We start from the raw sequence: 23,877 nt of genomic DNA, 5'->3' as shown, positions 1-23,877 counted from the left end.
GGGATGCGGCGTGCACACGATCGATCTCGCCTACGTCGGGCGTGGCATTCACGAGGAGCTGGTCGCCCACGTCGCCGACCAGGAAGGCTATTTCCAGGACGAGGGTGTCCACGTCGCCATCCACGACGGGATCGGCTGGACAGCCGAGCGGCTGCGCCATGGCGCGGTGATCGGCCTGGGCCGGGCCCTGCTGTCGCGGCTTCACGACGGGATCGGTTGGAAAGCGTTGAGCGTCAACACCGATCGCCCGCTGTTCTGGTTTCTGGGCAACGCCGAGGTGAAGTCCATGGCGGATCTTCGCGGGCGGCGACTGGCCGTACACGCCGCCGACAACCCCCCGGGCACCTTCGCCCGGATCGTCCTGCGTAAGCACGGCCTGGACCCCGACCGCGACCTGCGCTGTGTGGTGCGGCATCCGGGTGACTACCAGATGGACCTGCGCCGGCTGCGCGACGGCTCGATCGACGCCGCCTACGTGGGCAGCACCCTGTCCCCCGAACAGGTCGCCACCGAAGAGGGGTTTCACCTGCTGGCCTGGGTCGGCGATCACTTCCAGATCCCCACCGTGGGCGTCGCCGTGGACCCCGCCCACATCCCCCTGGACAGCCCCGCGCTGCGGGCCCTGCTACGGGCCAATCAGCGCGCACTGCGATTTCTCGCCGAACAGCCAAGCCGTGCAGTCGATTACATCCACTGGTTTCTCGACCGGCTAACGCCCGATGAAGCGCAGCGGCACTACGAGCGCTACGTCGGCCCGTACTTCACCCCCGACTATCGGGTTGACCTGCAGATCGCGCAGCGGGCGATCGACGCGGTGGCCGGCGAACTCGGCGTCGCCCCGATAGATGCTATGAACTTCTATGACTGCGGCACCGGCGCACTTTAACCGGAGAATGCCGATAGTCGCGATCAGACTGGGTACGCGACAGGAATGCCAGCGAACCGACGAATCTCTCGAGTGCTGGACGAACACCGCTTCCATGCGCTCACAGCGGCATTGGCGCCGAAGTCCGACAATTCCGCGCTGATGTTTTTGGACCGCGACCTGTGCATTCGCGGACTGAACGGACCCTACGAAACGATCTCCCTGCGCAAGCGCGACGAGATGCTCGGCGGCTTCGTCGCCGACGTCTTCCCGGAGAATCCCGACGACCCGCAGGCCAGCGGCCTGGAGCTGCTGGTGGCGTCCGTCGAGTCCGCGCTGGGCCGCAATGGGACCGACGTCATGCCGATCATGCGTTACGACATCACCGATCCGCACAATCCCGGCGTCTTCCTGCCGAAACTGTGGACCGCCCGCAACGTTGCAGTCCACGACGGCGACGGGACCATTGGCGTGCTGCACCAAGTTGCCGAGATCACGTCATTCGACCAAGCCCTATCGGCGCTGTCGCTCACCAACGCGGGTGGCCGAGCGTTCGACGGGGCCGAACAACTCCATGTGCTGGCCGCGCTGTCCGCGCAGGCCCGCGCGGGCCCGGACGGTGCGTCGGCAATGGCCCACGAGATCCGGCAACTTCAGCGCGCTCTCGAAACCCGCGACATCATCGGCCAGGCCAAAGGCATGCTGATGGAACGTTTCGACATCGATGCCGCCTCAGCCTTCGATCTGCTGGTGAGGTTGTCGCAAACCTCTAACACTCCGCTGGCCGAGCTGGCCGCCAAGCTGATCCGGATCGACCACCCCAGCAGATGACGGTCCCGCTCGAAAAGCCAACGGGCGGTTAGGCGGCCAGGTCGTCGTTGCCGGCCCGGCCGGCAGCGTCCGCGCGCTTCCCGCGCCGCCAACCACGCACCGCGGCAATCGCGGACTTGAGCCCGCGACGGCGGCCGGTGGCCGGATCCGTGCCCAAGAAGCCGGGCTCGAGTTCGGCGAACATCCGCTCGCTGCGCGTCTCCGGCGCGTTGTCGGCGTCGTCGCGCAGGTACTTGTTCGGCAGCGACAGCTTGGCCAGCGTCCGCCACGTCTTGGCGTACTGGAACAGGAATGAGCCTGTGGTGTAAGGCAAGTCGTACTTGTCGCACACCTCACGCACCCGGACCGCGATCTCGGCGTACCGATTGCTCGGCAGATCCGGGAACAGGTGGTGCTCGATCTGGTGGGACAGGTTGCCGCTCATGAAGCGCAGCGCCGGGCCGGCCTCGAAGTTGGCGCTGCCCAGCATCTGACGCAGATACCACTGCCCCTTGGTCTCGCCGATCATGTCGGTTTTGGTGAATTTCTCTGCGCCATCAGGGAAATGGCCGCAGAAGATCACGGCGTTCGCCCACACGTTGCGAATCACGTTGGCGAGCGCGTTGGCCTTCAACGTGGACATGTAGGTGGCGCCGGGCGACAACGAGGTCAACGCCGGGAACGCGACATAGTCCTTGAGCACCTGACGGCCGGCCTTGGCTAAGAACTCGTCCACGCGTTGCCGGGCGTCGTCGTTGTCCATGCGGCGCTTGGCGATCTTGCCGAGTTCCACATGCTGCAGGCCGACCCCCCATTCGAAAAGCAGCGCGAGCAGGGTGTTGTACACCAGGTTGAAGATGTTGAAGCGCTTCCAGCGCTGGTCGCGTGTGACGCGCAGCAGGCCGTAGCCGACGTCGTCGTCCATCCCGAGGATGTTGGTGTACTTGTGGTGCACGAAGTTGTGGGTGTAGCGCCAGTGCTTGGACGACCCGCTCATGTCCCACTCCCACGTCGAGGAATGAATCTCCGGGTCGTTCATCCAGTCCCACTGGCCGTGCATGACGTTGTGGCCGATCTCCATGTTCTCGACGATCTTGGCCACGCCCAGGGTCGCCGTCCCCGCCCACCAGGCCGAGCGCCGCGAACTGGCGGCCAGCAGCAGCCTGCCGGTCACCTCCAAGGCGCGCTGAGCCGCGATGGTGCGGCGGATGTAGCGGGCGTCCCGCTCGCCGCGCGAGTCTTCCACGTCCTGGCGGATGGCATCGAGCTCAACGGCCAGGTTTTCGATATCGGCGTCCGTCAGATGGGCGAATACGTCGACGTCGGTGATCGCCATCGTCCTTCTTCTCCCTACGGTCGTTTGTCGGTCTTCAACGTGTTCCAGACCTACGCTATCGTAACCTACGAAGCCGTAGGTTACCTATGAGTAGCCTTTATATGTCCAGCACGCAATCGCCGGAAGCGGCGGACACACAGGTCTGCACCCGGGTCCCCGGATCATGCTCCTGACCGGTCCGCAGATCGCGCACGTGACCCTCCACCAGGCCGACCACGCACGACTGGCAGATCCCCATCCGGCACCCGAAGGGCATCTGCACCCCCGCGCCCTCGCCGGCATCCATCAACGACGTCGCGGCATCGGCGGTGACGGTGCGTCCGCTGCGGGCGAACGTGACCGAGCCGCCGGCACCGGTGGGTGCGGCCTTGGACACCGCGAACCGCTCCAGGTGCAGGCGCTCCCCGGCACCCGCGGCCGACCACACCCGCTCGGCCTCGGCGAGCATGCCTTCAGGACCGCAGGCCCAGGTCTGGCGTTCACGCCAGTCCGGCACCTGCTCGTCCAGCAGGGAAAGGTCGAGCCGGCCCTGGGTGCGCGTTTCGCGAAGCCGCATCCGGTAGCCGGGGTGCTCGGCGCCCAGCGCGGCCAACTCGCCACGAAACATCACGTCGGACTCGGTGGGCGCCGAGTGCAGATGGACGATGTCATCGATTTGGTTGCGCCGCAACAAGGTTCGCAGCATCGACATCACCGGCGTGATGCCGGAGCCGGCGGTGAGGAACAGGATCGACGCGGGCGCCGGATCGGGCAGCACGAAGTTGCCCTGGGGCGCGGCCAGCCGGACGATGGTGCCCGGCTCGACACCGGCCACCAGGTGCGACGACAGGAACCCCTCGGGCATCGCTTTCACAGTGATGGTCACGGTGCGCGCCGAGCCGGATCCGGACGTCTCGGCCGGGCTCGACGTGAGCGAATACGACCGCCAGCGCCAGCGCCCGTCCATCAGCAGTCCGATGCCGATGTACTGACCCGGCTGGTAGCCGAAGTCAAAGCCCCAGCCCGGTCTGATGACCAGGGTCGCGGAGTCCTCCGTCTCGCGGCGCACCTGCAGGATCCGGCCCCGCAGTTCGCGGGCCGACCACAGCGGATTGGCCAGATGCAGGTAGTCATCGGGCAACAGCGGCGTCGTGATGCGCGCGGCGAGCTTGCGCAGCGCGTGCCAGCCCGGGTGCCGGTCCGCGCCGGCGACAACAGGTCGCGTGGTGTCGACGACGTTGCCCGTGATGGATGGGTTACGTCTGCCCAGGGGAAGCTCCTGCTCACTACGCGGCGTATGACTGACGCTCACATTGTGATCGATTCTGTGCGCTTCACGAAACCTACGGTACCGTAACCTACGGTTCCGTAGCTAGCTCTGTGGCTCGGAATGCCTCACATTCGGCGTCACATCAGCTCGAGCAGGAATGGCAGTTCCTGGTTGGCGTACCAGGCCAAATCGTGGTCTTGCGCATCGCCGACGATCAGGTCGGCATCCTCATCGCCCAGGTCGGCGGCGTCGACGGCCTCGATGGCCCTCGCCACCGCGGGTTCGGCGCCGGCGTTGTCGACGTAGGCGGCGATCACGTCGCCGATTCCGACCGGCCCCGCCAGCCTGACCACCGCGTCGTCGAGGTCGGGACGGTACGTGACGTCCTCGACCTCGGCTGCCAGCACCGCGCGGCGGGGCGGGGCGGATTCCGAAGACGCGCCGGCCCCCTCCGCCGCTTCGGCCTCCCGGGCCGCGAGCAGGCGCAGCGACGCCAGCGCCGCCTCGCGCAGTGCGACGTCGGCGAGCTCGTCGTCGTCGCCCTCCGCGTAGGCCTCGCGCAACATCGGCGTCAGGGCGAATGCGGTGCCGTTGACCGGCCACAACGAGCCGTCGGCGACGAGCTGCTGCAACATGGGCAGCGTGGCGGGAATGTAGACGACCGTCATACCTATCCCTGCCGACCCGCTGCGACCGGCTGCGCCGCTCTTGCGATCGTCATGAATCCCCGATCAATGTGGCCGCGTAGTCCTCGACGTACTTGGACAGTTCACGCGGCGGGCGTTGGTAGTTCCCGCTCACCACCGGCTCTTTCGGCAGTTTCACGTGCGGTCGCTCGACGTCGTGGTACTCGATCGTAGACAGCAGATGCGCCATCATGTTCAGCCGCGCATGCTTTTTGATGTCCGATTCCACGACGTACCACGGGCTGACCGGGGTATCGGTGTGCACCATCATCTCGTCCTTGGCGCGCGAATAATCCTCGCGCCGATACAGCGATTCCGCATCCATCGGACTGAGTTTCCATTGCCGCACAGGGTCATTGCGCCGCGCCCTGAATCGGCGCAACTGCTCGGCCGCGGAGACCGAAAACCAATATTTGCGCAGCAGTATCCCGTCATCGATCAACATCTGCTCGAAGATCGGGGTTTGCCGCAAAAACAGCACATGCTCCTGCGGCGTGCAAAATCCCATGACTTTCTCCACGCCGGCGCGGTTGTACCAAGACCGGTCGAACAGCACTATCTCCCCTCGGGCGGGAAGGTGGGCGATGTAGCGCTGGTAATACCACTGACCGCGTTCACGATCGGTCGGCGCGGGCAACGCCACGATGCGGGCGACGCGCGGGTTGAGGTACTCGGTGATCCTCTTGATGGTTCCGCCCTTGCCCGCCCCGTCGCGGCCTTCAAAGATGATCACGAGACGTTGGCCGGCGTAGCGCACCCACTCCTGCAATTTCACCAATTCCGTTTGCAGCCTGAATAATTCGGCTTGATATACCTCGTCGGAAATCTTGTGCGGGTTCGGCGCCGTTGGTTTCGCCGGCTTCGCCGGCGCCCCGTCGCTTTTCGCGGTGCTCACAGCACGAATACTAGCCCCACGCAGGGGTTTTCACTGCCGACTAGGACCGGGAGGCCTCCAGCAGTTCGTCGAGCGCTTGATTGAGCAATCCGGGCAGCAATTCGACATCGCTCATCGCTTCGCGGTCGGCGTTGATCCCGTAGTACAGCTCGCCGTTGTACGACGTCACACCGATGGCCAGCGCCTGATTGTGCAGCAGCGGCGGCACCGCGTAGGTCTCCAGCAGTTTGGTGCCGGCGATGTACATCTGCGACTGGGCGCCGGGGGCGTTGGTGATCAGCAGATTGAACGTGCGCCTGGAGAAGCTCGGGAAACTGGTCGCCACCCGGATGCCCATGGCGTGCAGCGTCGGTGGGGCAAAACCCGACAGGGTGACGATCGTCCTGGCGTCCACCAGTTGGGCGGCCGTCGGGTTCGACTCGGTGGCGTGCGCGATCTGCGACAGCCGCACCACGGCGTTGGGCTCCCCCACCGGCAGATCGACCAGGAACGGCATCACCTGGCTGATCGCCTGACCGGGGCCCGTCGCGTCGAAGTCGTCGTCGTATACCGACAGCGGCGCCATCGCGCGCACCGTCGCGGTCGGCGACACCGCCACCCCGCGTGACATCAGCCAGTTGCCCAGCGCGCCGGCGATCACCGCCAGCACCACGTCGTTGATGTCGCAGTCGTAGCGCGCCCGCACGGCGCGGTAATCGTCGAGGCTGCCGCGCGCGACGGTGAAACGGCGGTGCCGCGACACGGTGGCATTGAGCGGGCTGCTGGGCGCGGTGCCCCGGGCCACCGTGCGCACGAAATCGACCGCGCGGCGGCCGACATCGAGCAGCTCGCCGTGGTTGGTCACCAGGCCGCCGATCATCGACCCGACGGACTGCAGCTGGGCGCCGGGGCCCACGACCCACTCACTGATCGCGCCCAGCACCAGCCGGGTGTTCCCGGGGTCGCGCTCCGGTATCCAGATGTCCTCGGGAAACGGCGCCGGGCGCTTGGTCCGATCGGCGATGACGTGGTTGATCTCCAGCGCCGACATGCCGTTGATCAGCGCCTGATGCGATTTGGTGTAGAGCGCGACCCGGTTCTTGGACAGGCCTTCGACCAGGTACATCTCCCAGAGCGGGCGCGTTTTGTCCAGCGGGCGGGCGGCCAGCCGCGCGATCAGCTCGTGCAGCTGCTCGTCGCTGCCCGGAGAGGGCAACGCCGAGCGCCGCACGTGATAGGTGATGTCGAAGTCGTTGTCGTCGATCCACACCGGCCGGGCGGTGCCGACGGGCACTTGCCGAACCTTTTGCCGGTAGCGCGGTATCTGCGGCAGCCGCTGCTCGACCGTGGCCAGCAGCGTCTCGTAACTCAAGCCGGCACGGGGGCGGCGCAGGATCGACAGCGATCCCACGTACATGGGGGTGGCGGTGTTTTCCAGGCGGTAGAACGACGCGTCCGGCGGGGACAAGCGACTCACCATGTGGCGCTGTCCTCCTGGTCAGTTCGTCGCCGCTGCGCCGGGGGGGCCTGCGGGGCCCGGAACCCGATGTCCCGCCCACGGTAATCGGGTGCCCGCGCACAAGTCAGCGTGGGTACGCGTGCGGTCGAGTTGTGCCATGATGACCACTGACTAACCACTGTCTGCCCCTCTCCAGCAGGCTTGAAGGTCCGGCCGAGACTTGGAGAGTGCGCGTTGAACACTAGTCCTGCGAAGCCATCCGGCGCTTTCACCGTCATACCAGTCGTCGACTATGAGCCGCCGACGCAGGACGCGCCGCGCCCCGTTCCGCAGTGCCGGCAATCCTCGCGCCCGCCGTTGCGGCGCCGCAGCGGCCACGCGCCGCCCCGGGCCTACACCGGGGCGCCCAGCAAGCCTGCGGCACCGGATTCCGCCCCGGTCATGTCCGCGCGGCTGCGCCAGGCGGCCGTCTTCGCCGACGCGGCGCTGCGCCGGGTGCTGGAGGTCATCGACCGTCGCCGTCCCGCCGCCCAGTTGAATCCGCTGCTGGCGCCCAGCCTGGTGGATTCGGTGGCCTCGGTTGCCCGTTCGGCCGCGGCTCACGGGGGCGGAAACCGAGGTGCCGCGGTGTTGCGCGGCATGCGGCTGCAGCCGGCCGGCCACCGCGACCCGGACTCGGCCGCTGAAGTCTTCGGTTCCTACAGCCGCGGGAACCGGATCCACGCCATCGCCTGCCGGGTCGAACAGGTCAGCGGGGCGGGCGCAACCCGGTGGATGGTGGTGGCCCTGCACATCGGTTGATCCCGTCGGTCGGAGGCCGCAGGTCAGGTCGCCGCGCCGGCCGGCCGCGGGCCGCCGGCATAGCGAGTGAGCACGGGCCCCGCGATCGCCATGATGAAGACGTAGGACGTCGCCAGCGCCGCCACCGCGGGCAGCGACTTGCCGGCCAAGCCGATGATGATCAACGAGAACTCGCCGCGGGCGATCAGCGCGGTGCCCGCGCGCAGCTGCCCGCGCCGGGCGACCCCGTCGCGGCGGGCGGCGAAGATCCCGGTGGCCACCTTGGTCGCCGCCGTCACCGCGGCCAGGACCAGCGCCACTGGAAGCATCGGAACCAGCTCGTGCGGGTCCACCGAGTACCCGATCGCCAGGAAGAAGATGGCGGCGAACAGATCGCGCAGCGGGCCCAGCACCTGGCGGGCCCGCTCGGCCGTCTCGCCGGTCAGGGTGAGGCCGACCAGGAACGCGCCGACCGCGGCCGAGGCATGCAGGGACTCGGCCATCGCCGCCACGATCAGGGTGATGCCCAGCACCCGCAGCATCAGTTGTTCGGAGTCGGGGTGTTCCACCAGCCGTTCGACGTGGTGGCCCCACCGGTAGGAGGCGGCGAACGCCGCCACCAGGGCGCCCACCGCCACGACCATGCCGCCGACGGCGTGCAGCCATCCGCCGCCGGAAGCCAGGACCGCGAACAGCGGCAGGTAGGCGGCCATCGCGAAATCCTCGAGCACCAGCACCGACAGCACAGACGGCGTCTCGCGGTTACCGAGCCGGTGCAGGTCCTCCAGCAACCGGGCGATGACCCCCGACGAGGAGATGTAGGTGACGCCGGCCAGACACAGGATCGCCACGCCGTCCAATCCCAGCAGCCAGCCGGCGATTGCGCCTGGCGCGGCGTTGAGGACGATGTCGACGGCCGCGGACGGCAGGTGGTGGCGCATGCTGCTGGAGAATTCGGCGGCCGAGAACTCGCACCCCAGGGTCAGCAGCAGCAACACGACACCGATGGGCGCGCTCGTCGTGATGAACTGGCCGCCGGCGGCCAGCGGAAGGATCCCGCCCTTGCCCAGGGCCAGGCCGGCCAGCAGGTAAACGGGTATCGGGGACAACGCGAAACGGCGTGCGGCGGCGCCCAATACGGCCAAGGTGGCCAGGAGGGCGCCGAGTTGCAGCAGCAGCGTCCCCGAAATCTGCACCGGCTCAACCTTTGTCGATAATTTTCTCGACGCCCGCGATGCCTTCTTCGGTGCCGATCACGATCAGAACGTCTTGGGCGTGCAGCGTTTCGGCGGGGCCGGGCGAGGCGAGCACTTCCTCGTTGCGCACGATCGCCACGATGGACGCCCCCGTCCGGGTGCGGGCCTGGGTATCGCCCAGCGGATGATCCGCGAAGGGGCTGCCGGCCGGGATGTGCACCTGCCCCGTCTCGAGCCCCGGTATTTCCCGCGCCAGCTCGGTGAACCGCTCGGCGATCCGCGGCGCCCCCAGGATCTGGGCCACGGCCTCGGCCTCCTGGTCGCTGAGGTGCAGCAGCGGCCGGGCCTCGTCCGGATCCTCGCGGGCATACACGACCACGTCGAAATCGCCGCTCCGCCGCGCGATGATGCCGATGCGGTCACCCCGTTGATCGGTGAATTCGTAGCGGAGACCGACGCCGGGAAGCAGCACCTCCTTGACATCCATACCGTCAATCCTGACAGGTCGCTCGGCGCTACTGTAAGCGGATGGATGGAAACACGGTCAGCGTCGAGCGTGTCATCAAGGCGCCGCCGAGCGCGATCTTCGCGTTGCTGGCCGACGCCGGCAAACACGCCAGCTTCGACGGCTCGGGATCGCTGAACCACGCGTCGGAGAAATCGATCCCCCTGACCACGGGTTCGAAATTTTCGATGGCCATGCGTGGCCGCAAGGAGACGCTGTTCCTGCCCTACCGCACCACCAACACCGTCGTCGAGTACGAACCGGACCGCCGCATCGCGTGGCAGACCGCCGCGTTGGGGGGCCTGGTCGGCGGCCGCATCTGGCGTTACGAACTGACACCGGCCGAAGGCGGCGCCGGCACGTTGGTGCGCGAAACCTGGGACGTGTCACGCGACAAGCAGAAGCGGATGATCACCAGCGGTTCGATGCCTCGTCAAACCGAACAGGGCATGGCCGCGACGCTGGAGCGGATCGCCGCGCTGCTCGAAAGCTAATGCTGGCCGGCCGGTTGGGCCGGTTGGGCCGGTTGCCGACCAAGCCGGCGTTGCGGCCGACGGGCGAAGGGCACCAGCATCGACACACTGCGGCGGTACTCGTGGTAATCATCGCCGAGCACCGTGACCAGATCGCGCTCCTCCAATTGCACCGCGATCAGGATGTAACTCGTCATGCCGATCGAGAAGAGTAGGTGTCCGGCCGTCATGGTCGGCGTCGCCCAGAAGGCGATGAGGAAGCCCAGCATGAGCGGATGACGCACCAGGCGGTACAGCAGTCGAGCGTGAAAACCTATGTGGGTGTAGGGCTTTCCGCGCCACGCCAGATACACCTGGCGCAGTCCGAACAGATCGAAGTGGCTGACCATGAAGGTCGAGGCCAGCGCGATCGCCCAGCCCAGCCAGAACAACGTCCACAGCGCCAGACGCCCGGCCGGCAGCCGCACATCCCAGATGACGGCCGGCATCGTCCGCCATTGCCAATAGAGCAGCACCAGCACAGCGCTTGACAGCACCACGTACGTGCTGCGCTCGATCGACGCCGGCACGAATCGCGTCCACCACGCCTTGAACGCCGGCCGCGCCATCACACTGTGCTGGGCGCCGAACGCGGCAACCAGCAGCACGTTGACCAGTACCGCCTGGCCGATGGGCGCGGAGAGCCCGTGATCGACGGTGCGCGGCACCCAGAGCCCGGCCACGAAAGCGACGAGATATAAGAATGCGGCGAGAAACATCAGATATGCGCCGGCGCCGTAACCGACCGTCAAGTATCGCTTCATAGGCCAAGTGTGGGCCGCCGGCGGGCGCTCGCCTATGGGCCATTTGCCTCATTTTTTCCCTGCCGGGCTCTAGCCAATTTTGACTAGTCCATGTCGGCGCGTCCCCGCCGGCGGACTCTGCGATTTGAGGCAAACGCCTCATGCGAGCACGGTCTCCCCAGACCGATGATCGGCCGGACAAAGCCACTTCGAAAGGCACGGAGGCCAGATCATGACCGAATCGACATGCACCGCAGCGACAATGGATCGGCTCGGTACTCAGCGACCGGATCACGCGGTAAGGGCGCCCGGCGGCGCACGGGTCGACGCGATCGACATCAGCCGGCGGGTGGGCGGGCGCCAACTCCTCCACACCCTGTCGCTGTCGGTGGAACCGGGCGAATTGGTCGCGATCGCCGGCGGCAGTGGCGCGGGCAAGACCACCTTGCTGGAAATCCTCGCGGGCCTGCAACCGCCGAGCGCCGGGGAGCTTCGGCATGACGGCCGTCCGCGCGTCGGCTCCCACGTCGGCTACGTGCCCCAGGACGACATCATCCACCTGGAGATGCCCCTGCGCCGCACGCTGCACTACGCGGCGCTACTCCGCCTTCCCGCGGGCACGTCCGCGGCGGAGGCGGACCGGGTGGTCGAGGAGACCCTGGCCGACCTCGACCTGACCGACCGGGCCGACGTGCCGGTGCGCGCGCTGTCCGGCGGTCAACGCAAGCGGGCCAGCATCGCCGTGGAGCTCCTGACCCGGCCCCGCCTCTTCTTCCTCGACGAACCCACCTCGGGACTCGATCCCTCCACCGCCGCCGAAGTGATGCGCCTGCTGCGCCGCCTCAGCCAACGCGGGGTCACCGTCGTGCTGACCACCCACGAGCCGGCCGGCATCGACCGGTGCGACCGGGTCGTGTTCCTGGCTCGCGACGGCCACCTGGCCTTCACCGGCAGCCCGGCCGCGGCGCGGCGCTACTTCGGGGTGGACACCCTCGCCGAGGTGTACGAGCGCCTGTCCGGCGAGCACACTCCGCGCGGCTGGGCGGAGCGATTCGCCGCGAGCCGCGTGAATTCGGCAAACCGCGGCGGCTCTCCTGGACGGTCGGCACCGACCACCCCGTCCGGCGTCAAGGGCACGGGCGCGATCCGGCAATGGTGGCTCCTCACGCGACGCAATGTCGATGTCCTGGCGCGCAATCGGCTGACCCTGGCGATCCTGCTCGGCTCGCCCGTCCTGGTGACGGCGATGATGGCGACGCTGTTCAAACGCGGCGAGTTCGATGCGGGCAGCGCGGCCGGCGTCGGCCCGGCCCAGATCGTGTTCTGGATAGCTTTCGACGGCTTCTTCTTCGGCCTGACCTACGGCCTGCTCCAGATCGTCGGTGAGATGGCCGTTTTCCGTCGTGAACGCCTGGCCGGGCTCAGCGTGGGCGCTTACGTGGCCTCGAAAGTGACCGCGCTGCTTCCGGTTCTGGCGGGAGTGAGCGCGGTGCTGCTGGTTGTGCTGCGCGCACTCGGTCGGCTCCCCGCGGCCGGATGGGACGTGTACGCCTCGCTGTTCGCGACGATCCTGGTCGAAGCGACCTCGGCGCTGGCGCTGGGACTGCTCGCCTCGGCCGCCGTCTCCAACGCCGCGCAGGCGGCCCTCGCCCTGCCGATGCTGTGCTTCCCGCAGGTGCTGTTCGGTGGCGCAATCGTCCCCGTCGACCGGATGGCCACCCCCGGACGGATGATGAGCCTGGTCCTGTCCAACCGCCACGCCTTCGATGCGCTGGGCCGCGACCTGGGGCTCGACCGCTACACCGCCACGCTGCCGGCGATGTCCGCCTACCGCAGCACGTTCCATGGCGGCACCGCCGCCAGTCTGATCGCGCTGGCCTCGTTCGCCGTCGCGCTCACGCTGGCCACCGCCTGGGTACTGCACCGTCGCTCCCGGCCCGGCGCATCCCGACGGTGATCCCCGCGCGTTCCGGGCCCGCGACACTCAGCAGAGGTCGCGGGCCCGGGCGTTCGGCTCAGGACTTGTGGACGAAGACGTCGACCGGCACTTCGTGTCCCCGCAGGTTCAGCGTGCGCGGCTGCAGGTGGGCGGTCATTTCATCGGCGACCCCCGCGGCGATCAACAACTCGCCGCCGGCGGCGCGTTGCTGCAACCGGGCAGCGGCGTTGACGGGCCGACCGAGGGCGGTGAAATCGACGACGGCGTCGCCGACGTTGCCGACGAAGGCAACGCCCGCGTGCACGGCGACGCCGACGTCCAGCCAGGGACCACCCGGTGTGCCGTACCCGACCGCGTCGAGCAGGTCGACTCCCGCCTCGATGGCCCGTTGCCGGTACCGGGGGCCGCTGATGCCTCGGACGAAAAACGCCATGACCTCGTCGCCGATCAGCTTGTCGATCACCGCGTCGTGGCGCAGCAGTGTCTGCGTGGCGGCGCCGTAGAACCGGTTGAGCAGCGCGGCGAAGTCCGCGGCGGCCCGACGCTGACCCAGCGCGGTGGAGCCGCGAACGTCGGCGAACAGCACCGCGATATCGACCTCCGCTCCCCCGCGCGGCAGCGCATCGCAGCAGCGCATGCACAGGTTCGGGTTCTTGCGCGATCGGCGGAATCCGGCGGCGGCGAAGAGGCGGCCGACGGGGCCGCCGAACGGGTTGTTGCACAGCTTGCATCGCGGTGCGGAGGGCAGGTAGCGGAACGCGTGCCGCGCTTTGACCAGGGACGCGTGGCCGTCGGTGAGCACCTTGTCCCACAGTGCCGACTGGCGTTCGTACGGGAATGCCGCACCGCCGTAGTCGATCTCGTCGCGCTTCGGCAACACGCGAACGCCGCGTGAACCCGGGTTCGGCGAGGGGCGCAGGGTTGCTTGGTGACGGCCGCCGCTGGTCATGCGGAAATGGTCGCCCCGATCCGCCGAACGCACATGGGGCATCCGCCCCAAAACCTCCGCGCGTTCGGCGAGTGACCTCTGGCCGGGTGGCCTCTAGCCGGGTGGGCTCTGGTCTGATGCGCTTCCGGTCAGGCCGTGCCGGGTCGCGTACAGGCTGGCCCCGATCCGGTTCGAGACCCCGATCTTGGCATAGATGTGCTCGACGTGATTGCGCACGGTCTTCTCGGAAATCCAGAGCGCCGAGGCGATCTGCCGGTTCGACAACCCCTGTGCGACGTGGACCAACACCTCGGCCTCGCGCCGGGTCAGCCCGGCCGGCCTGGCGGCTCTGCGCGACGGCCGGTGGCCCGCGGCTTCCAGCACAGCTTCGACCGCGTCGCCGTCCAGGAGCCCGCCGGCCGCCTCACTTCGCAGTTGCCTCGCCGCGGCGTCCCCGTCCCGTGCATCGCGATACGGTCGCGGTTCCATTGAGGCGCAATAACTTTCGGCCGCAGCGAGCAGACGGTCGCCGACGGAAAGGTCCTCGCCCCGCAGACCGTTGGGATAACCCGAACCGTCCAGGCGTTCGTGATGGTTCACCGCGACTTCCCGGACGGCCTTCAGTCCACCGACCCGGGCCAGGATCCGGCCGGTCAGATAGGGATGCAGGTGCACGCGCTCACGCTCCGCGTGGGTCAGTTCACCCGGCTTTTCCCACACCCTGTTCGACACACCGATCCGACCGAGATCGTGAACGTAGCCCGCGCGGCGCAGGACGTCGATATCGTCGGGCGGCAGGCCGGCGCACTTCCCGGCGTTTTCCGCAAGCTGCGCCACGGCGCGCGAATGACCAAGCGTGAAGGGACATTTCAGATCCGCGAAATCCCCCATCGCGCACAGCAGCCGGTCCAGCGCGGGATCGCTCAGCGGCTCACCCGGATCCGGCGCCAGGCCGGCGGCGGTCGACCACACGTCTTCGTTCTCGCGCAGCAGGTCGTCGGCGGCCTCGGTGAACGCCGCGACGATGTCCGGGTCGAACTGTTTGCCGCTGCGGCGGCGAACCTCCGCGATCGCGGCGCTCGCGCCGAACGCGCGATGGTGCACCTCGGCGATGTCGGCGAGTTGCGCCACCCGCATCGCCACCGGTATCTGGCTTCCCGCCGCCCCGTCCGGAAGTCCGTTGCCATCCCAACGTTCGTACGCGTAGGGCAGGGCCTCACACACCTCGGCGCCCAGCCCGATCTCCTCGGCGAGCAGTGCGGCCGAAAGGCAGTGCGACTGCACCAACCCGCCCAGATTCCCGCGGGCGTCCCAGAAAACCTTGGCCGCCAATCGGGCTCGTTTCGGCAGACTCGCACCCCGGCCCAGGTTGCTCACCAGAAAACGCCGGTAAGGCGCGCCGGACCAGTCGATGTAGTGGCTGGCCCGTCGCACCGCGATGTCGTCGCCGAACCACCGCGCATACTCGTGCGAGTCGGCGTGGCAACCGATCCACATCACCAGGCCCGTATAGAAAACCGTCCCGCGGTCACGCTCGTCGAGCCCGAGCCGCTCGGCCAGCCTCGAGCCCATCGCCGCCGACCGGAGCATGTGATCCATCGGCTGCCCAAGCCCAAGGTCGATCGCCAGCGATAGCGCCGCCAGGACCTCGGTCCGCGACACGGCTCCGCCGAAGGGCATGGAACTCGCCCCTTTCTCGACCAGTCAGGGCTGCAGCGTCGGTGTAGCCACACGGAGGCCGATGCCTGATAACCCTAGGGCATCGGCGTTGCTGCCGTATCGAGAAGTGCTCGTCGCGCGAGGGCCTGGCCGCGAATGTGCGGCCAGCCGCACACCGGATGGCGAATGTGCGGCCAGCCGCACACTCGTGCCGAACGTGGGGCGGCTAGCGCCGCTTGACCGACTTGGGCGGCTTGGCGCCGCGGCCCTGTTGCCGCGCCGCCGCGCGCCGCTCGCGCCGGCTGGCGCCCCCGGGGACCCCGGCCGGCGCCTTCGCGCCGTCGCCGCCGTTGCGCTGCACCGCCGCCGAGCCGTCCTCTGACGGTCCGGAGTAGGTCATGGCCGGGGCCTCGTTGTCAATTCCCTTGGCGCGCAACTGGGGTGGGGCCTCTTCGCGCACTGCCGTCCCGGTACCCCCAGTGCCGCCCTGGCCGGCGGCGGCCGTGGCGAATTCCTGCAGCCCCTCCGGCGTCTGGACCGGCGCGACCTGCGGGGGCGGCACCGCCTCGACGGTGACATTGAACAGGAAGCCGACCGACTCCTCCTTCATGCCGTCGAGCATGGCCATGAACATGTCGTAGCCCTCGCGCTGGTACTCCACCAGCGGATCGCGCTGCGCCATCGCGCGCAGGCCGATGCCCTCCTTGAGGTAGTCCATCTCGTAGAGGTGCTCGCGCCATTTGCGGTCGATGACGTTGAGCAGCACGTTGCGTTCCAGCTGACGCATCGCGCCCTCGCCCGCGATCTCCTCGAGCTCGGCTTCCCTTGCGGCATAAGCGTTTTCCGCGTCCTTGACTAGCGCCTCGAGCAACTCCTCACGGGTGAGGTCGTCGCGGTCGGAGTCCGCGTCGTGGTGCGTGAGCGTCTCGTGGCTGATGCCGACCGGGTACAGCGTCTTCAGCGCCGTCCACAGGGCCTCCAGATCCCAGTCCTCGGCGTAGCCGTCGGCGGTCGCGCCGTCGACATAGGCGGTGACCACGTCGCGCACCATGTCCAGCGCCTGCTCCTTGAGGTTCTCGCCCTCCAGGATGCGGCGGCGCTCGGCGTAGATCACCTTGCGCTGCTGGTTCATCACCTCGTCGTACTTCAGGACGTTCTTTCTGACCTCGAAGTTCTGCTGCTCGACCTGGGTCTGGGCGCTCTTGATCGCGCGGGTGACCATCTTGGCCTCGATCGGCACGTCGTCGGGCAGGTTCAGCCGGTTGAGCATCGCCTCGAGCGCGGCGCCGTTGAACCGCCGCATGAGTTCGTCGCCCAGCGAGAGGTAGAACCGCGACTCCCCCGGGTCACCCTGCCGGCCGGAGCGGCCGCGCAACTGGTTGTCGATGCGGCGCGACTCGTGGCGCTCGGTGCCCAGCACGTACAGGCCGCCGGCCTCGATCACCTCGGCGGCCTCGGCGCTTACCTCCTCCTTGACCTTGGGCAGTTCCTCGTGCCAGGCGGCGTCGTACTCGTCGGGCGTCTCGACCGGGTCCAGACCCCGCTCCCGCAGCCGCTGGTCGGTGAGGAAGTCGGCGTTGCCGCCCAGCACGATGTCGGTGCCGCGGCCGGCCATGTTGGTGGCCACGGTGATGCCGCCGCGGCGGCCGGCGACGGCGACGATGGTCGCCTCCTGCTCGTGGAACTTCGCGTTGAGCACGTTGTGCGGCACGCGGCGCTTCTGGAACTGCCGCGACAGGTACTCCGAGCGCTCGACGCTGGTGGTACCGATCAGCACCGGCTGGCCCTTTTCGTAGCGCTCGACGACGTCGTCGACCACCGCGATGTACTTGGCTTCCTCGGTCTTGTAGATCAGGTCGGACTGGTCGGCGCGGATCATCGGTTTGTTGGTCGGGATGGGCACCACGCCGAGCTTGTAGATCTCGTGCAGCTCGGCCGCCTCGGTCTGGGCGGTACCGGTCATGCCGGCCAGCTTGTCGTAGAGCCGGAAGTAGTTCTGCAGGGTGATGGTGGCCAGCGTCTGGTTCTCGGCCTTGATCTCGACGTGCTCCTTGGCCTCGATGGCCTGATGCATGCCCTCGTTGTAGCGGCGGCCGTAGAGCACGCGGCCGGTGAACTCGTCGACGATCAGGACCTCGCCGTCGCGGACGATGTAGTCCTTGTCGCGATTGAACAGCTCCTTGGCCTTCAGCGCGTTGTTGAGGTAGCTGACCAGCGGCGAGTTGGCGGCCTCGTAGAGGTTGTCGATGCCGAGCTGGTCCTCGACGAATTCCACGCCGAGCTCGTGCACACCGACCGTGCGCTTGCGCAGGTCCACCTCATAGTGGGTGTCTTTCTCCATCAGCGGCGCCAACCGGGCGAACTCGAGGTACCAGTTGGAGGCGCCGTCGGCGGGTCCCGAGATGATCAGCGGGGTGCGGGCCTCGTCGATCAGGATGGAGTCGACCTCGTCGACGATGGCGAAGTTGTGCCCGCGCTGGACCAGATCGTCGAGCGAATGCGCCATGTTGTCGCGCAGGTAGTCGAACCCGAACTCGTTGTTGGTGCCGTAGGTGATGTCGGCGTTGTAGGCCACCCGGCGCTCGTCGGGCGTCATCTGGGCGAGGATCACCCCGACGTCCAGGCCGAGGAAGCGGTGCACGCGGCCCATCCACTCGCTGTCACGTTTGGCCAGGTAGTCGTTGACGGTGACGACGTGCACGCCCTTGCCGCCGATGCCGTTGAGGTAGGCCGGCAGCACCGAGGTCAGGGTCTTGCCCTCACCGGTCTTCATCTCGGCGACGTTGCCGAAGTGCAGCGCCGCCGCGCCCATCACCTGGACGTCGAAGGGGCGCTGGTCGAGCACCCGCCAGGCCGCCTCCCGGGCCACCGCGAACGCTTCGGGCAGCAGGTCGTCGAGGCTTTCGCCGTCGGCGTGCCGCTTCTTGAACTCGTCGGTCTTGGCCCGCAACTCGGCGTCGGTGAGCTTCTCGATCTCGTCCGACAGGGTGTTGACGTAGTCAGACACCCGCTTGAGACGCTTGAGCATGCGACCTTCGCCGAGGCGCAGCAACTTCGACAGCACAGCTATGTCCCCTGTTGGTAGGAGTCTTCTTTAAGGCGACTCCCATGGTAGGCGACGACGCCCCGAGGGCCGCCGAACCTCAGGAGAGCCCGATCAGCCCAGCCGGATCAGGCCGTAGTCGTAACCATGGCGGCGATAGACCACGCACGGCCGTTCGGTCTGCTTGTCGTGGAACAGGAAGAAGTCGTGCCCGACGAGCTCCATCTCGTAGAGCGCGTCGTCGACCGTCATCGGCGTGGCCGGGTGTTCCTTGGTCCGCACGATCCGTCCGGGCTCGTGGTCCGTCTCGGCGCCATCGACCGATGCACCGCCTTCAGCGGGCGGCGGCGCGCTGCTCGACGGGGCGGGAGGGGGCACCGCGGTGGCGGCGGCCAGTGACACCGGGGTCTTGTCCCCGTAGTGAACCTTGCGGCGATCCTTCACGCGGCGCAGCCGGTTCTCCAGCTTGTCGACCGCGGACTCGAATGCGGCGTAGAAACTGTTGGCGCAGGCCTCCGCCCGGGTTACCGGACCCCGGCCGCGGGCGGTGATCTCCACGCGTTGACAAGATTTGCGCTGACGCCGGTTGGGCGCGTGCTTGAGCTCGACATCGAAGAGATAGATGGAGCGATCGAACCGCTCGAGACGGGCGAGTTTTTGCGAGACGTACAGACGGTAATGATCGGGGATTTCTACGTTGCGCCCCTTGAACACAACATCGGCGGTGGTTGTCGGCGGGGCTTGCCCATCGGTGACGGGCGGTTGGTCCAGAATCTGACCGGAATCCACGGATAGCCTTGACATACGTGACAACTCGTTTCTCTTTTCACGTCGCACGCGCCCTGCGTGCCCGGCTGCTCAATGCGCCGACGAGGTGGGAGCGGTTCGAGACTGGCTACCGCCGCAGGCTGCCCGCCGGTGCAAGGTGTCGATTACTCACCCCTTCCCGCGAATGGGTCTCACCTGGAAAATCAGCGACCAGTGAGTCAGACCGATGAGTCGTTCTTCGTTGTTCTCGACGTTAGCTCTTGTTCGCCTGCCGATGCCACTGATTTGGTCGAGCTGTTGCGAGTTCTTCACATCCTCTTGGCCGGCTCCTGGGTTTGGCCCAAGCCGCGCTCGGTTCACACGGCGGCGATCGCCAGCACCGCGGTGACCCGGACCCCGGCGGCATGCAGGATCCGCACCGATTCTCGCGCCGTCGCGCCGGTGGTGACGATGTCGTCGACGAGCAACACCTCGGCGCGCGGCGGCCGACCGCGCAGCACCACCCGGCCGGCGATGTTCCGCTGGCGCGCGGCGGTACCCAGGCCCACCGAGTCACGCGTCAGCGCCCTGAGCCGCAACGCCGGCGCGACGGTGATGTCCGGATGCCCTGCCACCGCGGCGCGCACCAGGCGGGCGACGGGATCACCGCCGCGCCGGCGCGCGTCCGCACGCCGAGTGGGCGCGGGCACGACGGACAGCGGGGTCGGCACGATGCCCCACGACAGCAGCCGGTGCACCCCGACGGCCAGCGCACACGCCAGCGGTGCGACGAGATCGGCGCGGCCCTGCTCCTTGAGCGCCAGGATCGCGCGACGGCGCGCGTTCGCGTAGCGGCCGAGCGCGAACACCGGGACTTCCGGGTCGATGCGCGGGTTCACCACGTGCGGCTGGTCGGCGGCCACCGACAGCTCGCCGGCGCACGCGTCGCACCAACGGGTCGACGGCGCCCCGCAGCCGCCGCATTCGGCGGGCAGGAACAGGTCGAGCATGGCGCCAGTGTGACCGACGGGGGTGACATGTGCGGACCGCCGCCAGCCCGATGGTGGCGACCCACTGCGCCCGGCATTTCGCCGGTCAGCCCGGCAGCACGGGGGCCGCCCCGGGCACCGTCAGCCCGGGCACCTCCGACCAGCCCTGCTGACCGTCGGCCGACGGCGAATACTGCAGCACCCCTTGCGGACCCGCGACGTAGGCCGTCGACGGGTTGGCGACCACCGTCGTCACCGGCATCTGCAGACCATGCGGCGGCGCGTCGGAATTCACGCCGTCGATGTTCACGTAGGACACCGGATGGCTGGCGTCGGTGCGGGTCACTACGATGTCGTCGCCGGTGCGCCACGACAGCGACACCACCGAATTGCCCAGCCCGAAACCGAGCCGGCGCGGGAAGGTCAGGGCGTACTGCCCGGCCTGGGTCTGCTCGACGCTGGCGAGGATCACCTGGCCGCCGATCACCATCGCGGCGCGGGTGCTGTCCCGGGACAGCTGCAGGTCGGTGATCGGTCCCGGGAACCGGGTGGCCACCGCCACCGAATCCACCGGAAGGCGCGCGGGCTGCCCGGACGCCGGCTCCTGGATGGCCCGCAACACGTTGTTGCCGTCGACCACCACCCAGACCACGTCGTCCAGCGACCAGGTGGGCCGCGACAGGCTGTGCCCGTCCGCGGCCTGCACCGCTTCCTGGCCGAGGTCACCGATCCACAGGGAGGCGGCCATGTCCGGGGCGCCGCGGTGCAGCGTCACCACCGACGCCACCTGCCGGCCGGTGCGCGACAGCGCGGCGCCCGTCTGGTCGCCCACGCGCCCGAACGCACCGGGCACGGTGACGGTGTGCTGGCCGTCCAGCGACACCAGCGAGCCGTTCACCAGGGCATGCAGCCCCGCACCCGCACCGTCGGCCGCGCCGGGATCGGTGGCCGCGACGTCGGAGGTGGTCCACCCGTCGCGGAATCGGTCGTCCAGCGGTGCACCGTCGGCGCTGATCACATACGGGCCCCGGATGTCGGCCCGGGCCAGCGTCCAAATGATCTGTGCCGCAAGCAATTGCCGGCTGTGCGGATCGGTGGTGGACAGCTTCTCGAGATCGACCCGCGCCCCGCCGTAACCGCGCCCGATGCCGTTCTTGCCGCCGTCGGCCCGGGTCACCGGCCCGCGCAGCCGCAGCGGCGGGGCGAGCAGATTGCGGACCGTGTGCGCCATCTCCGGCCGCGGCCCGGCGATCACCTTGGAGATCAGTTCGGTGGCCAACTGGTCGTGGTCGGGCACCGCGACGTAGCGCGGATCGGGCACCACCGTCTTGCCGGTCGGGTCGGCGAAGTAGAGGGTGTTGCGTTTGTAGGTGGACTGGAACTGCTGCCAGTCCAGGAAGACCCCGTTGGGCAACCGGTCGATGCGCCAGCCGCCGGAGGTTTTGACCAATTCGATCGGACCGGGGTCGGGCAGCACACCCTCGGCGGTTTCGAACACGCCCATGTCGGACAGCGAACCCAGGATGTCGGCCCGCATTGTCGCCGAAACCCGTTCGGCCGCACGGGTTTCGACGAACACCACGTGGTCGATCAGCAGCGCGCTACCGGCGTCGTCCCAGGCGTTGGAGGCCGACTGAGTGAGGAACTGGCGGGCGGCAAGGTGCCGGTTCGCGGGATCGGATGTGGCCTTGAGGAATTCGCGCAGCAGCACGTCGGGGTCCATGCCCGGGGTCGGCTTGGGCAGGTTCGACGGCGCCGGCCGCTCGACGGTGCCGATGGCTTGCGGCGCCGACGAGCTGGGCACTCCCGCGCAGCCGGCGAGCAGCATGGCCAGCATCAGCAGGCCCAACAACCGCCGCATCACAGGGTCCTCTCGGCGTGCTCTCGTTGGCGCGGACGGTCTTTCGCGTGCTGCGGGCCGGACGGGGCCGGCTGCGGTACGGGCTTCATCGGCAGCGGGCTGGTGGTGACCTTGTGTCCGCGAACCAGCGGCAGCGTCAGGCGGAAGCACGAGCCGTCGCCCGGTTCGCCCCACGCCTCCAGCCGGCCCTGGTGCAGTCGCGCGTCCTCGATGCTGATCGCCAGGCCGAGCCCGGTGCCGCCGGAGCGGCGAACCCGCGACGGGTCGGCCCGCCAGAACCGGCTGAACACCAGCTTCTCCTCGCCGGGCCGCAGCCCGACGCCGTAGTCGCGCACGGTGACGGCGACCGTGTCCTCGTCGGCGGCCATCCGGATCTTGACCGGCTTGTGCTCGGCGTGATCGATGGCGTTGGCGATCAGGTTGCGCAGGATGCGCTCCACCCGCCGGGTGTCGACCTCGGCGATCACCTCTTCGGTCGGCAGGTCCACCTTCAGTTCGATGCCGGCGTCTTCGGCCAGATGCCCCACGTTGCCCAGCGCGCTCTGCACGGTGGTGCGCAGGTCGACCGCCTCCACGGACAGCTCGGCGACACCGGCGTCGTGCCGCGAGATTTCCAGCAGGTCGTTGAGCAGCGACTCGAACCGGTCCAGCTCGTTGACCATCAGCTCGGTGGAGCGCCGCAGCGTCGGGTCCAGGTCTTCGCTGTGGTCGTAGATCAGGTCGGCGGCCATCCGCACGGTGGTCAGCGGGGTGCGCAGCTCGTGGCTCACGTCGGATGTGAAGCGGCGCTGCAGATTACCGAACTCCTCCAGCTGGGTGATCTGGCGCGACAGGCTTTCGGCCATGTCGTTGAACGACACGGCCAGCCGCGCCATGTCGTCCTCGCCGCGCACCGGCATGCGTTCGGACAGATGCCCCTCGGCGAACCGCTCGGCGATGCGCGACGCCGATCGCACCGGCACCACCACCTGCCGCGAGACCAGCAGCGCGATCCCGGCCAGCAGCACCAGCAGCACCGCGCCGCCGGTGATCATCGTGCCGCGCACCAGCTGGATGGTGGCCTGCTCGTTCTTGAGCGGGAAGATCAGGTACAGCTCGAGGTTGGCCACCTGCGACGACGCCGGCGTCCCCACGATGAGCGCCGGGCCGGCGAACCCGTCGGTGTGCACGGTGGCGTACTGGTAGGACGCCTGCCCGGCCTTGACGAAGCCGCGCAGGGAATTGGGCACCTGGTCGACCGGACCGGCCGTGGTCGCGGCGCGCGGGCCGTCGCCCGGCACCATCAGCACCGCGTCGAAGGCGCCGGCCATCCCCGCGCCCGACGCCGGGTCGGTCTTGGACGTCAGGGTGTTGCGCGCCAGCTGCAGGCTGCTGTCCAGCGAGCGTGCCTCTTCACCGTTGACGATCCCGCCGACGGTGGTGCGGGCCCGCTCGATCTGTTCGATGGCGGCCTTGACCTTCACGTCGAGCACGCGGTTGGTGACCTGACTGGTCAAGACGAAGCCGAGCGCCAAGATGACCGCAAGCGACAGCCCCAGCGTCAGAGCCACCACCCGCAGTTGCAACGAGCGCCGCCAGGCAGTCCCGACGACTCGGCTCACGGCGCCCATGCCGCGAGTCATCGGGCCAGAACGCCCCCAGCGGCTCCGAGTGCGTCGCCGGGAGCCCCAGATCACGTGAGGCGCTCCTCCTCGCG

Annotated in this window: 20 protein-coding genes; 5 read left to right on the top strand and 15 right to left on the bottom strand. The window is 68.4% G+C overall.

What is annotated here, in order from left to right; all coding sequences use genetic code 11:
- Window positions 1–10: 10 nt before the first annotated feature.
- Together A5688_RS08210 and A5688_RS08205 are read left to right on the top strand one after the other, a co-directional pair.
- Entirely contained in the window at window positions 11–886 is an 876-nt protein-coding gene (locus A5688_RS08210; RefSeq protein ID WP_067907600.1) for an ABC transporter substrate-binding protein, read from the top strand.
- Between the two features lie 45 nt (window positions 887–931).
- A complete protein-coding gene (locus tag A5688_RS08205) occupies window positions 932–1,696 on the top strand; it encodes an ANTAR domain-containing protein (RefSeq protein WP_082951178.1) in 765 nt (254 codons plus the stop codon).
- Between the two features lie 28 nt (window positions 1,697–1,724).
- Here A5688_RS08205 and A5688_RS08200 read toward each other — a convergent pair whose 3' ends face one another.
- From A5688_RS08200 to A5688_RS27890, 5 genes are all read right to left on the bottom strand, one after another.
- Window positions 1,725–3,011 carry a fatty acid desaturase family protein gene (locus tag A5688_RS08200; RefSeq protein ID WP_067833053.1) on the bottom strand — a complete coding sequence of 429 codons (1,287 nt, stop codon included), beginning with the start codon at window positions 3,009–3,011 and terminating at the stop codon, window positions 1,725–1,727.
- Window positions 3,012–3,108: 97 nt separating this feature from the next.
- Complete coding sequence (locus A5688_RS08195; RefSeq protein ID WP_067907731.1) at window positions 3,109–4,260, bottom strand: ferredoxin reductase; 1,152 nt, start codon at window positions 4,258–4,260, stop codon at window positions 3,109–3,111.
- A 137-nt stretch (window positions 4,261–4,397) separates the two neighbouring features.
- Window positions 4,398–4,928, bottom strand: coding sequence for a DUF6912 family protein (locus A5688_RS08190; RefSeq protein WP_067833049.1), 531 nt, complete (start codon window positions 4,926–4,928; stop codon window positions 4,398–4,400).
- Between the two features lie 49 nt (window positions 4,929–4,977).
- Window positions 4,978–5,841: a polyphosphate kinase 2 gene (gene ppk2 / locus A5688_RS08185; protein ID WP_067833046.1), complete on the bottom strand. Its 864-nt coding sequence runs from the start codon at window positions 5,839–5,841 to the stop codon at window positions 4,978–4,980.
- A gap of 40 nt (window positions 5,842–5,881) precedes the next feature.
- On the bottom strand, window positions 5,882–7,300 hold the full coding sequence (locus A5688_RS27890) for a WS/DGAT/MGAT family O-acyltransferase (RefSeq protein WP_067833043.1): 1,419 nt from the start codon (window positions 7,298–7,300) through the stop codon (window positions 5,882–5,884).
- A gap of 213 nt (window positions 7,301–7,513) precedes the next feature.
- On the opposite strand from A5688_RS27890, the gene A5688_RS08175 reads away from it, so the two are divergent.
- Entirely contained in the window at window positions 7,514–8,080 is a 567-nt protein-coding gene (locus A5688_RS08175) for an Rv3235 family protein (protein WP_242660171.1), read from the top strand.
- 23 nt (window positions 8,081–8,103) lie between these two features.
- Here A5688_RS08175 and A5688_RS08170 read toward each other — a convergent pair whose 3' ends face one another.
- Together A5688_RS08170 and A5688_RS08165 are read right to left on the bottom strand one after the other, a co-directional pair.
- Window positions 8,104–9,255, bottom strand: a complete 1,152-nt coding sequence (locus tag A5688_RS08170) for a cation:proton antiporter (protein WP_067907595.1) — start codon at window positions 9,253–9,255, stop codon at window positions 8,104–8,106.
- 4 nt (window positions 9,256–9,259) lie between these two features.
- The gene (locus A5688_RS08165; protein WP_067833037.1) at window positions 9,260–9,742 is read right to left on the bottom strand and encodes a cation:proton antiporter regulatory subunit; all 483 of its coding nucleotides are present in this window, start codon (window positions 9,740–9,742) and stop codon (window positions 9,260–9,262) included.
- A gap of 41 nt (window positions 9,743–9,783) precedes the next feature.
- On the opposite strand from A5688_RS08165, the gene A5688_RS08160 reads away from it, so the two are divergent.
- The gene (locus A5688_RS08160; RefSeq protein ID WP_067907592.1) at window positions 9,784–10,254 is read left to right on the top strand and encodes an SRPBCC family protein; all 471 of its coding nucleotides are present in this window, start codon (window positions 9,784–9,786) and stop codon (window positions 10,252–10,254) included.
- Here the strand turns inward: A5688_RS08160 and mddA are convergent.
- Window positions 10,251–11,036, bottom strand: a complete 786-nt coding sequence (gene mddA / locus A5688_RS08155; RefSeq protein ID WP_067907589.1) for a methanethiol S-methyltransferase — start codon at window positions 11,034–11,036, stop codon at window positions 10,251–10,253. The two genes, A5688_RS08160 and mddA, sit on opposite strands and share 4 nt — an antisense overlap.
- 241 nt (window positions 11,037–11,277) lie before the next feature.
- Between mddA and A5688_RS08150 the strand changes: the two genes are divergently transcribed.
- A complete protein-coding gene (locus tag A5688_RS08150) occupies window positions 11,278–12,972 on the top strand; it encodes an ATP-binding cassette domain-containing protein (protein WP_067907584.1) in 1,695 nt (564 codons plus the stop codon).
- A gap of 58 nt (window positions 12,973–13,030) precedes the next feature.
- On the opposite strand, the gene A5688_RS08145 is transcribed toward A5688_RS08150, so the two are convergent.
- The 7 genes from A5688_RS08145 to mtrB all read right to left on the bottom strand — a co-directional run bounded on the left by A5688_RS08145 (window position 13,031) and on the right by mtrB (window position 23,857).
- On the bottom strand, window positions 13,031–13,903 hold the full coding sequence (locus A5688_RS08145; protein WP_082954996.1) for an adenylate/guanylate cyclase domain-containing protein: 873 nt from the start codon (window positions 13,901–13,903) through the stop codon (window positions 13,031–13,033).
- 93 nt (window positions 13,904–13,996) lie between these two features.
- Entirely contained in the window at window positions 13,997–15,562 is a 1,566-nt protein-coding gene (locus tag A5688_RS08140; RefSeq protein ID WP_067907581.1) for an HD domain-containing phosphohydrolase, read from the bottom strand.
- Between the two features lie 205 nt (window positions 15,563–15,767).
- On the bottom strand, window positions 15,768–18,605 hold the full coding sequence (secA, locus tag A5688_RS08135; RefSeq protein ID WP_067833022.1) for a preprotein translocase subunit SecA: 2,838 nt from the start codon (window positions 18,603–18,605) through the stop codon (window positions 15,768–15,770).
- A 93-nt stretch (window positions 18,606–18,698) separates the two neighbouring features.
- Window positions 18,699–19,373: a ribosome hibernation-promoting factor, HPF/YfiA family gene (gene hpf, locus A5688_RS08130; protein WP_067833019.1), complete on the bottom strand. Its 675-nt coding sequence runs from the start codon at window positions 19,371–19,373 to the stop codon at window positions 18,699–18,701.
- Window positions 19,374–19,708: 335 nt separating this feature from the next.
- Complete coding sequence (locus A5688_RS08125; protein WP_067907578.1) at window positions 19,709–20,341, bottom strand: ComF family protein; 633 nt, start codon at window positions 20,339–20,341, stop codon at window positions 19,709–19,711.
- A gap of 85 nt (window positions 20,342–20,426) precedes the next feature.
- A complete protein-coding gene (lpqB, locus tag A5688_RS08120) occupies window positions 20,427–22,181 on the bottom strand; it encodes an MtrAB system accessory lipoprotein LpqB (RefSeq protein ID WP_165607461.1) in 1,755 nt (584 codons plus the stop codon).
- The gene (gene mtrB, locus A5688_RS08115; protein WP_082951175.1) at window positions 22,181–23,857 is read right to left on the bottom strand and encodes an MtrAB system histidine kinase MtrB; all 1,677 of its coding nucleotides are present in this window, start codon (window positions 23,855–23,857) and stop codon (window positions 22,181–22,183) included. The genes lpqB and mtrB overlap by 1 nt, the downstream gene beginning before the upstream one ends.
- Window positions 23,858–23,877: the final 20 nt, after the last annotated feature.

Source organism: Mycobacterium mantenii (genome assembly GCF_001667865.1).
In the GTDB taxonomy this organism is placed as follows: domain Bacteria; phylum Actinomycetota; class Actinomycetes; order Mycobacteriales; family Mycobacteriaceae; genus Mycobacterium; species Mycobacterium mantenii_A.
This window is presented reverse-complemented; position numbering and strand designations above follow the sequence as displayed.

What these genes read in the sequence shown, in the direction of transcription:
- A5688_RS08205 (WP_082951178.1), top strand. Translation starts at nt 932, where the DNA reads ATGCCAGCGAACCGACGAATCTCTCGAGTGCTGGACGAACACCGCTTC.
- A5688_RS08200 (WP_067833053.1), bottom strand. Translation starts at nt 3,011, where the DNA reads ATGGCGATCACCGACGTCGACGTATTCGCCCATCTGACGGACGCCGAT.
- A5688_RS08190 (WP_067833049.1), bottom strand. Translation starts at nt 4,928, where the DNA reads ATGACGGTCGTCTACATTCCCGCCACGCTGCCCATGTTGCAGCAGCTC.
- A5688_RS27890 (WP_067833043.1), bottom strand. Translation starts at nt 7,300, where the DNA reads ATGGTGAGTCGCTTGTCCCCGCCGGACGCGTCGTTCTACCGCCTGGAA.
- A5688_RS08165 (WP_067833037.1), bottom strand. Translation starts at nt 9,742, where the DNA reads ATGGATGTCAAGGAGGTGCTGCTTCCCGGCGTCGGTCTCCGCTACGAA.
- A5688_RS08160 (WP_067907592.1), top strand. Translation starts at nt 9,784, where the DNA reads ATGGATGGAAACACGGTCAGCGTCGAGCGTGTCATCAAGGCGCCGCCG.
- mddA (WP_067907589.1), bottom strand. Translation starts at nt 11,036, where the DNA reads ATGAAGCGATACTTGACGGTCGGTTACGGCGCCGGCGCATATCTGATG.
- A5688_RS08150 (WP_067907584.1), top strand. Translation starts at nt 11,278, where the DNA reads ATGGATCGGCTCGGTACTCAGCGACCGGATCACGCGGTAAGGGCGCCC.
- A5688_RS08145 (WP_082954996.1), bottom strand. Translation starts at nt 13,903, where the DNA reads ATGACCAGCGGCGGCCGTCACCAAGCAACCCTGCGCCCCTCGCCGAAC.
- A5688_RS08140 (WP_067907581.1), bottom strand. Translation starts at nt 15,562, where the DNA reads ATGCCCTTCGGCGGAGCCGTGTCGCGGACCGAGGTCCTGGCGGCGCTA.
- A5688_RS08125 (WP_067907578.1), bottom strand. Translation starts at nt 20,341, where the DNA reads ATGCTCGACCTGTTCCTGCCCGCCGAATGCGGCGGCTGCGGGGCGCCG.
- lpqB (WP_165607461.1), bottom strand. Translation starts at nt 22,181, where the DNA reads ATGCGGCGGTTGTTGGGCCTGCTGATGCTGGCCATGCTGCTCGCCGGC.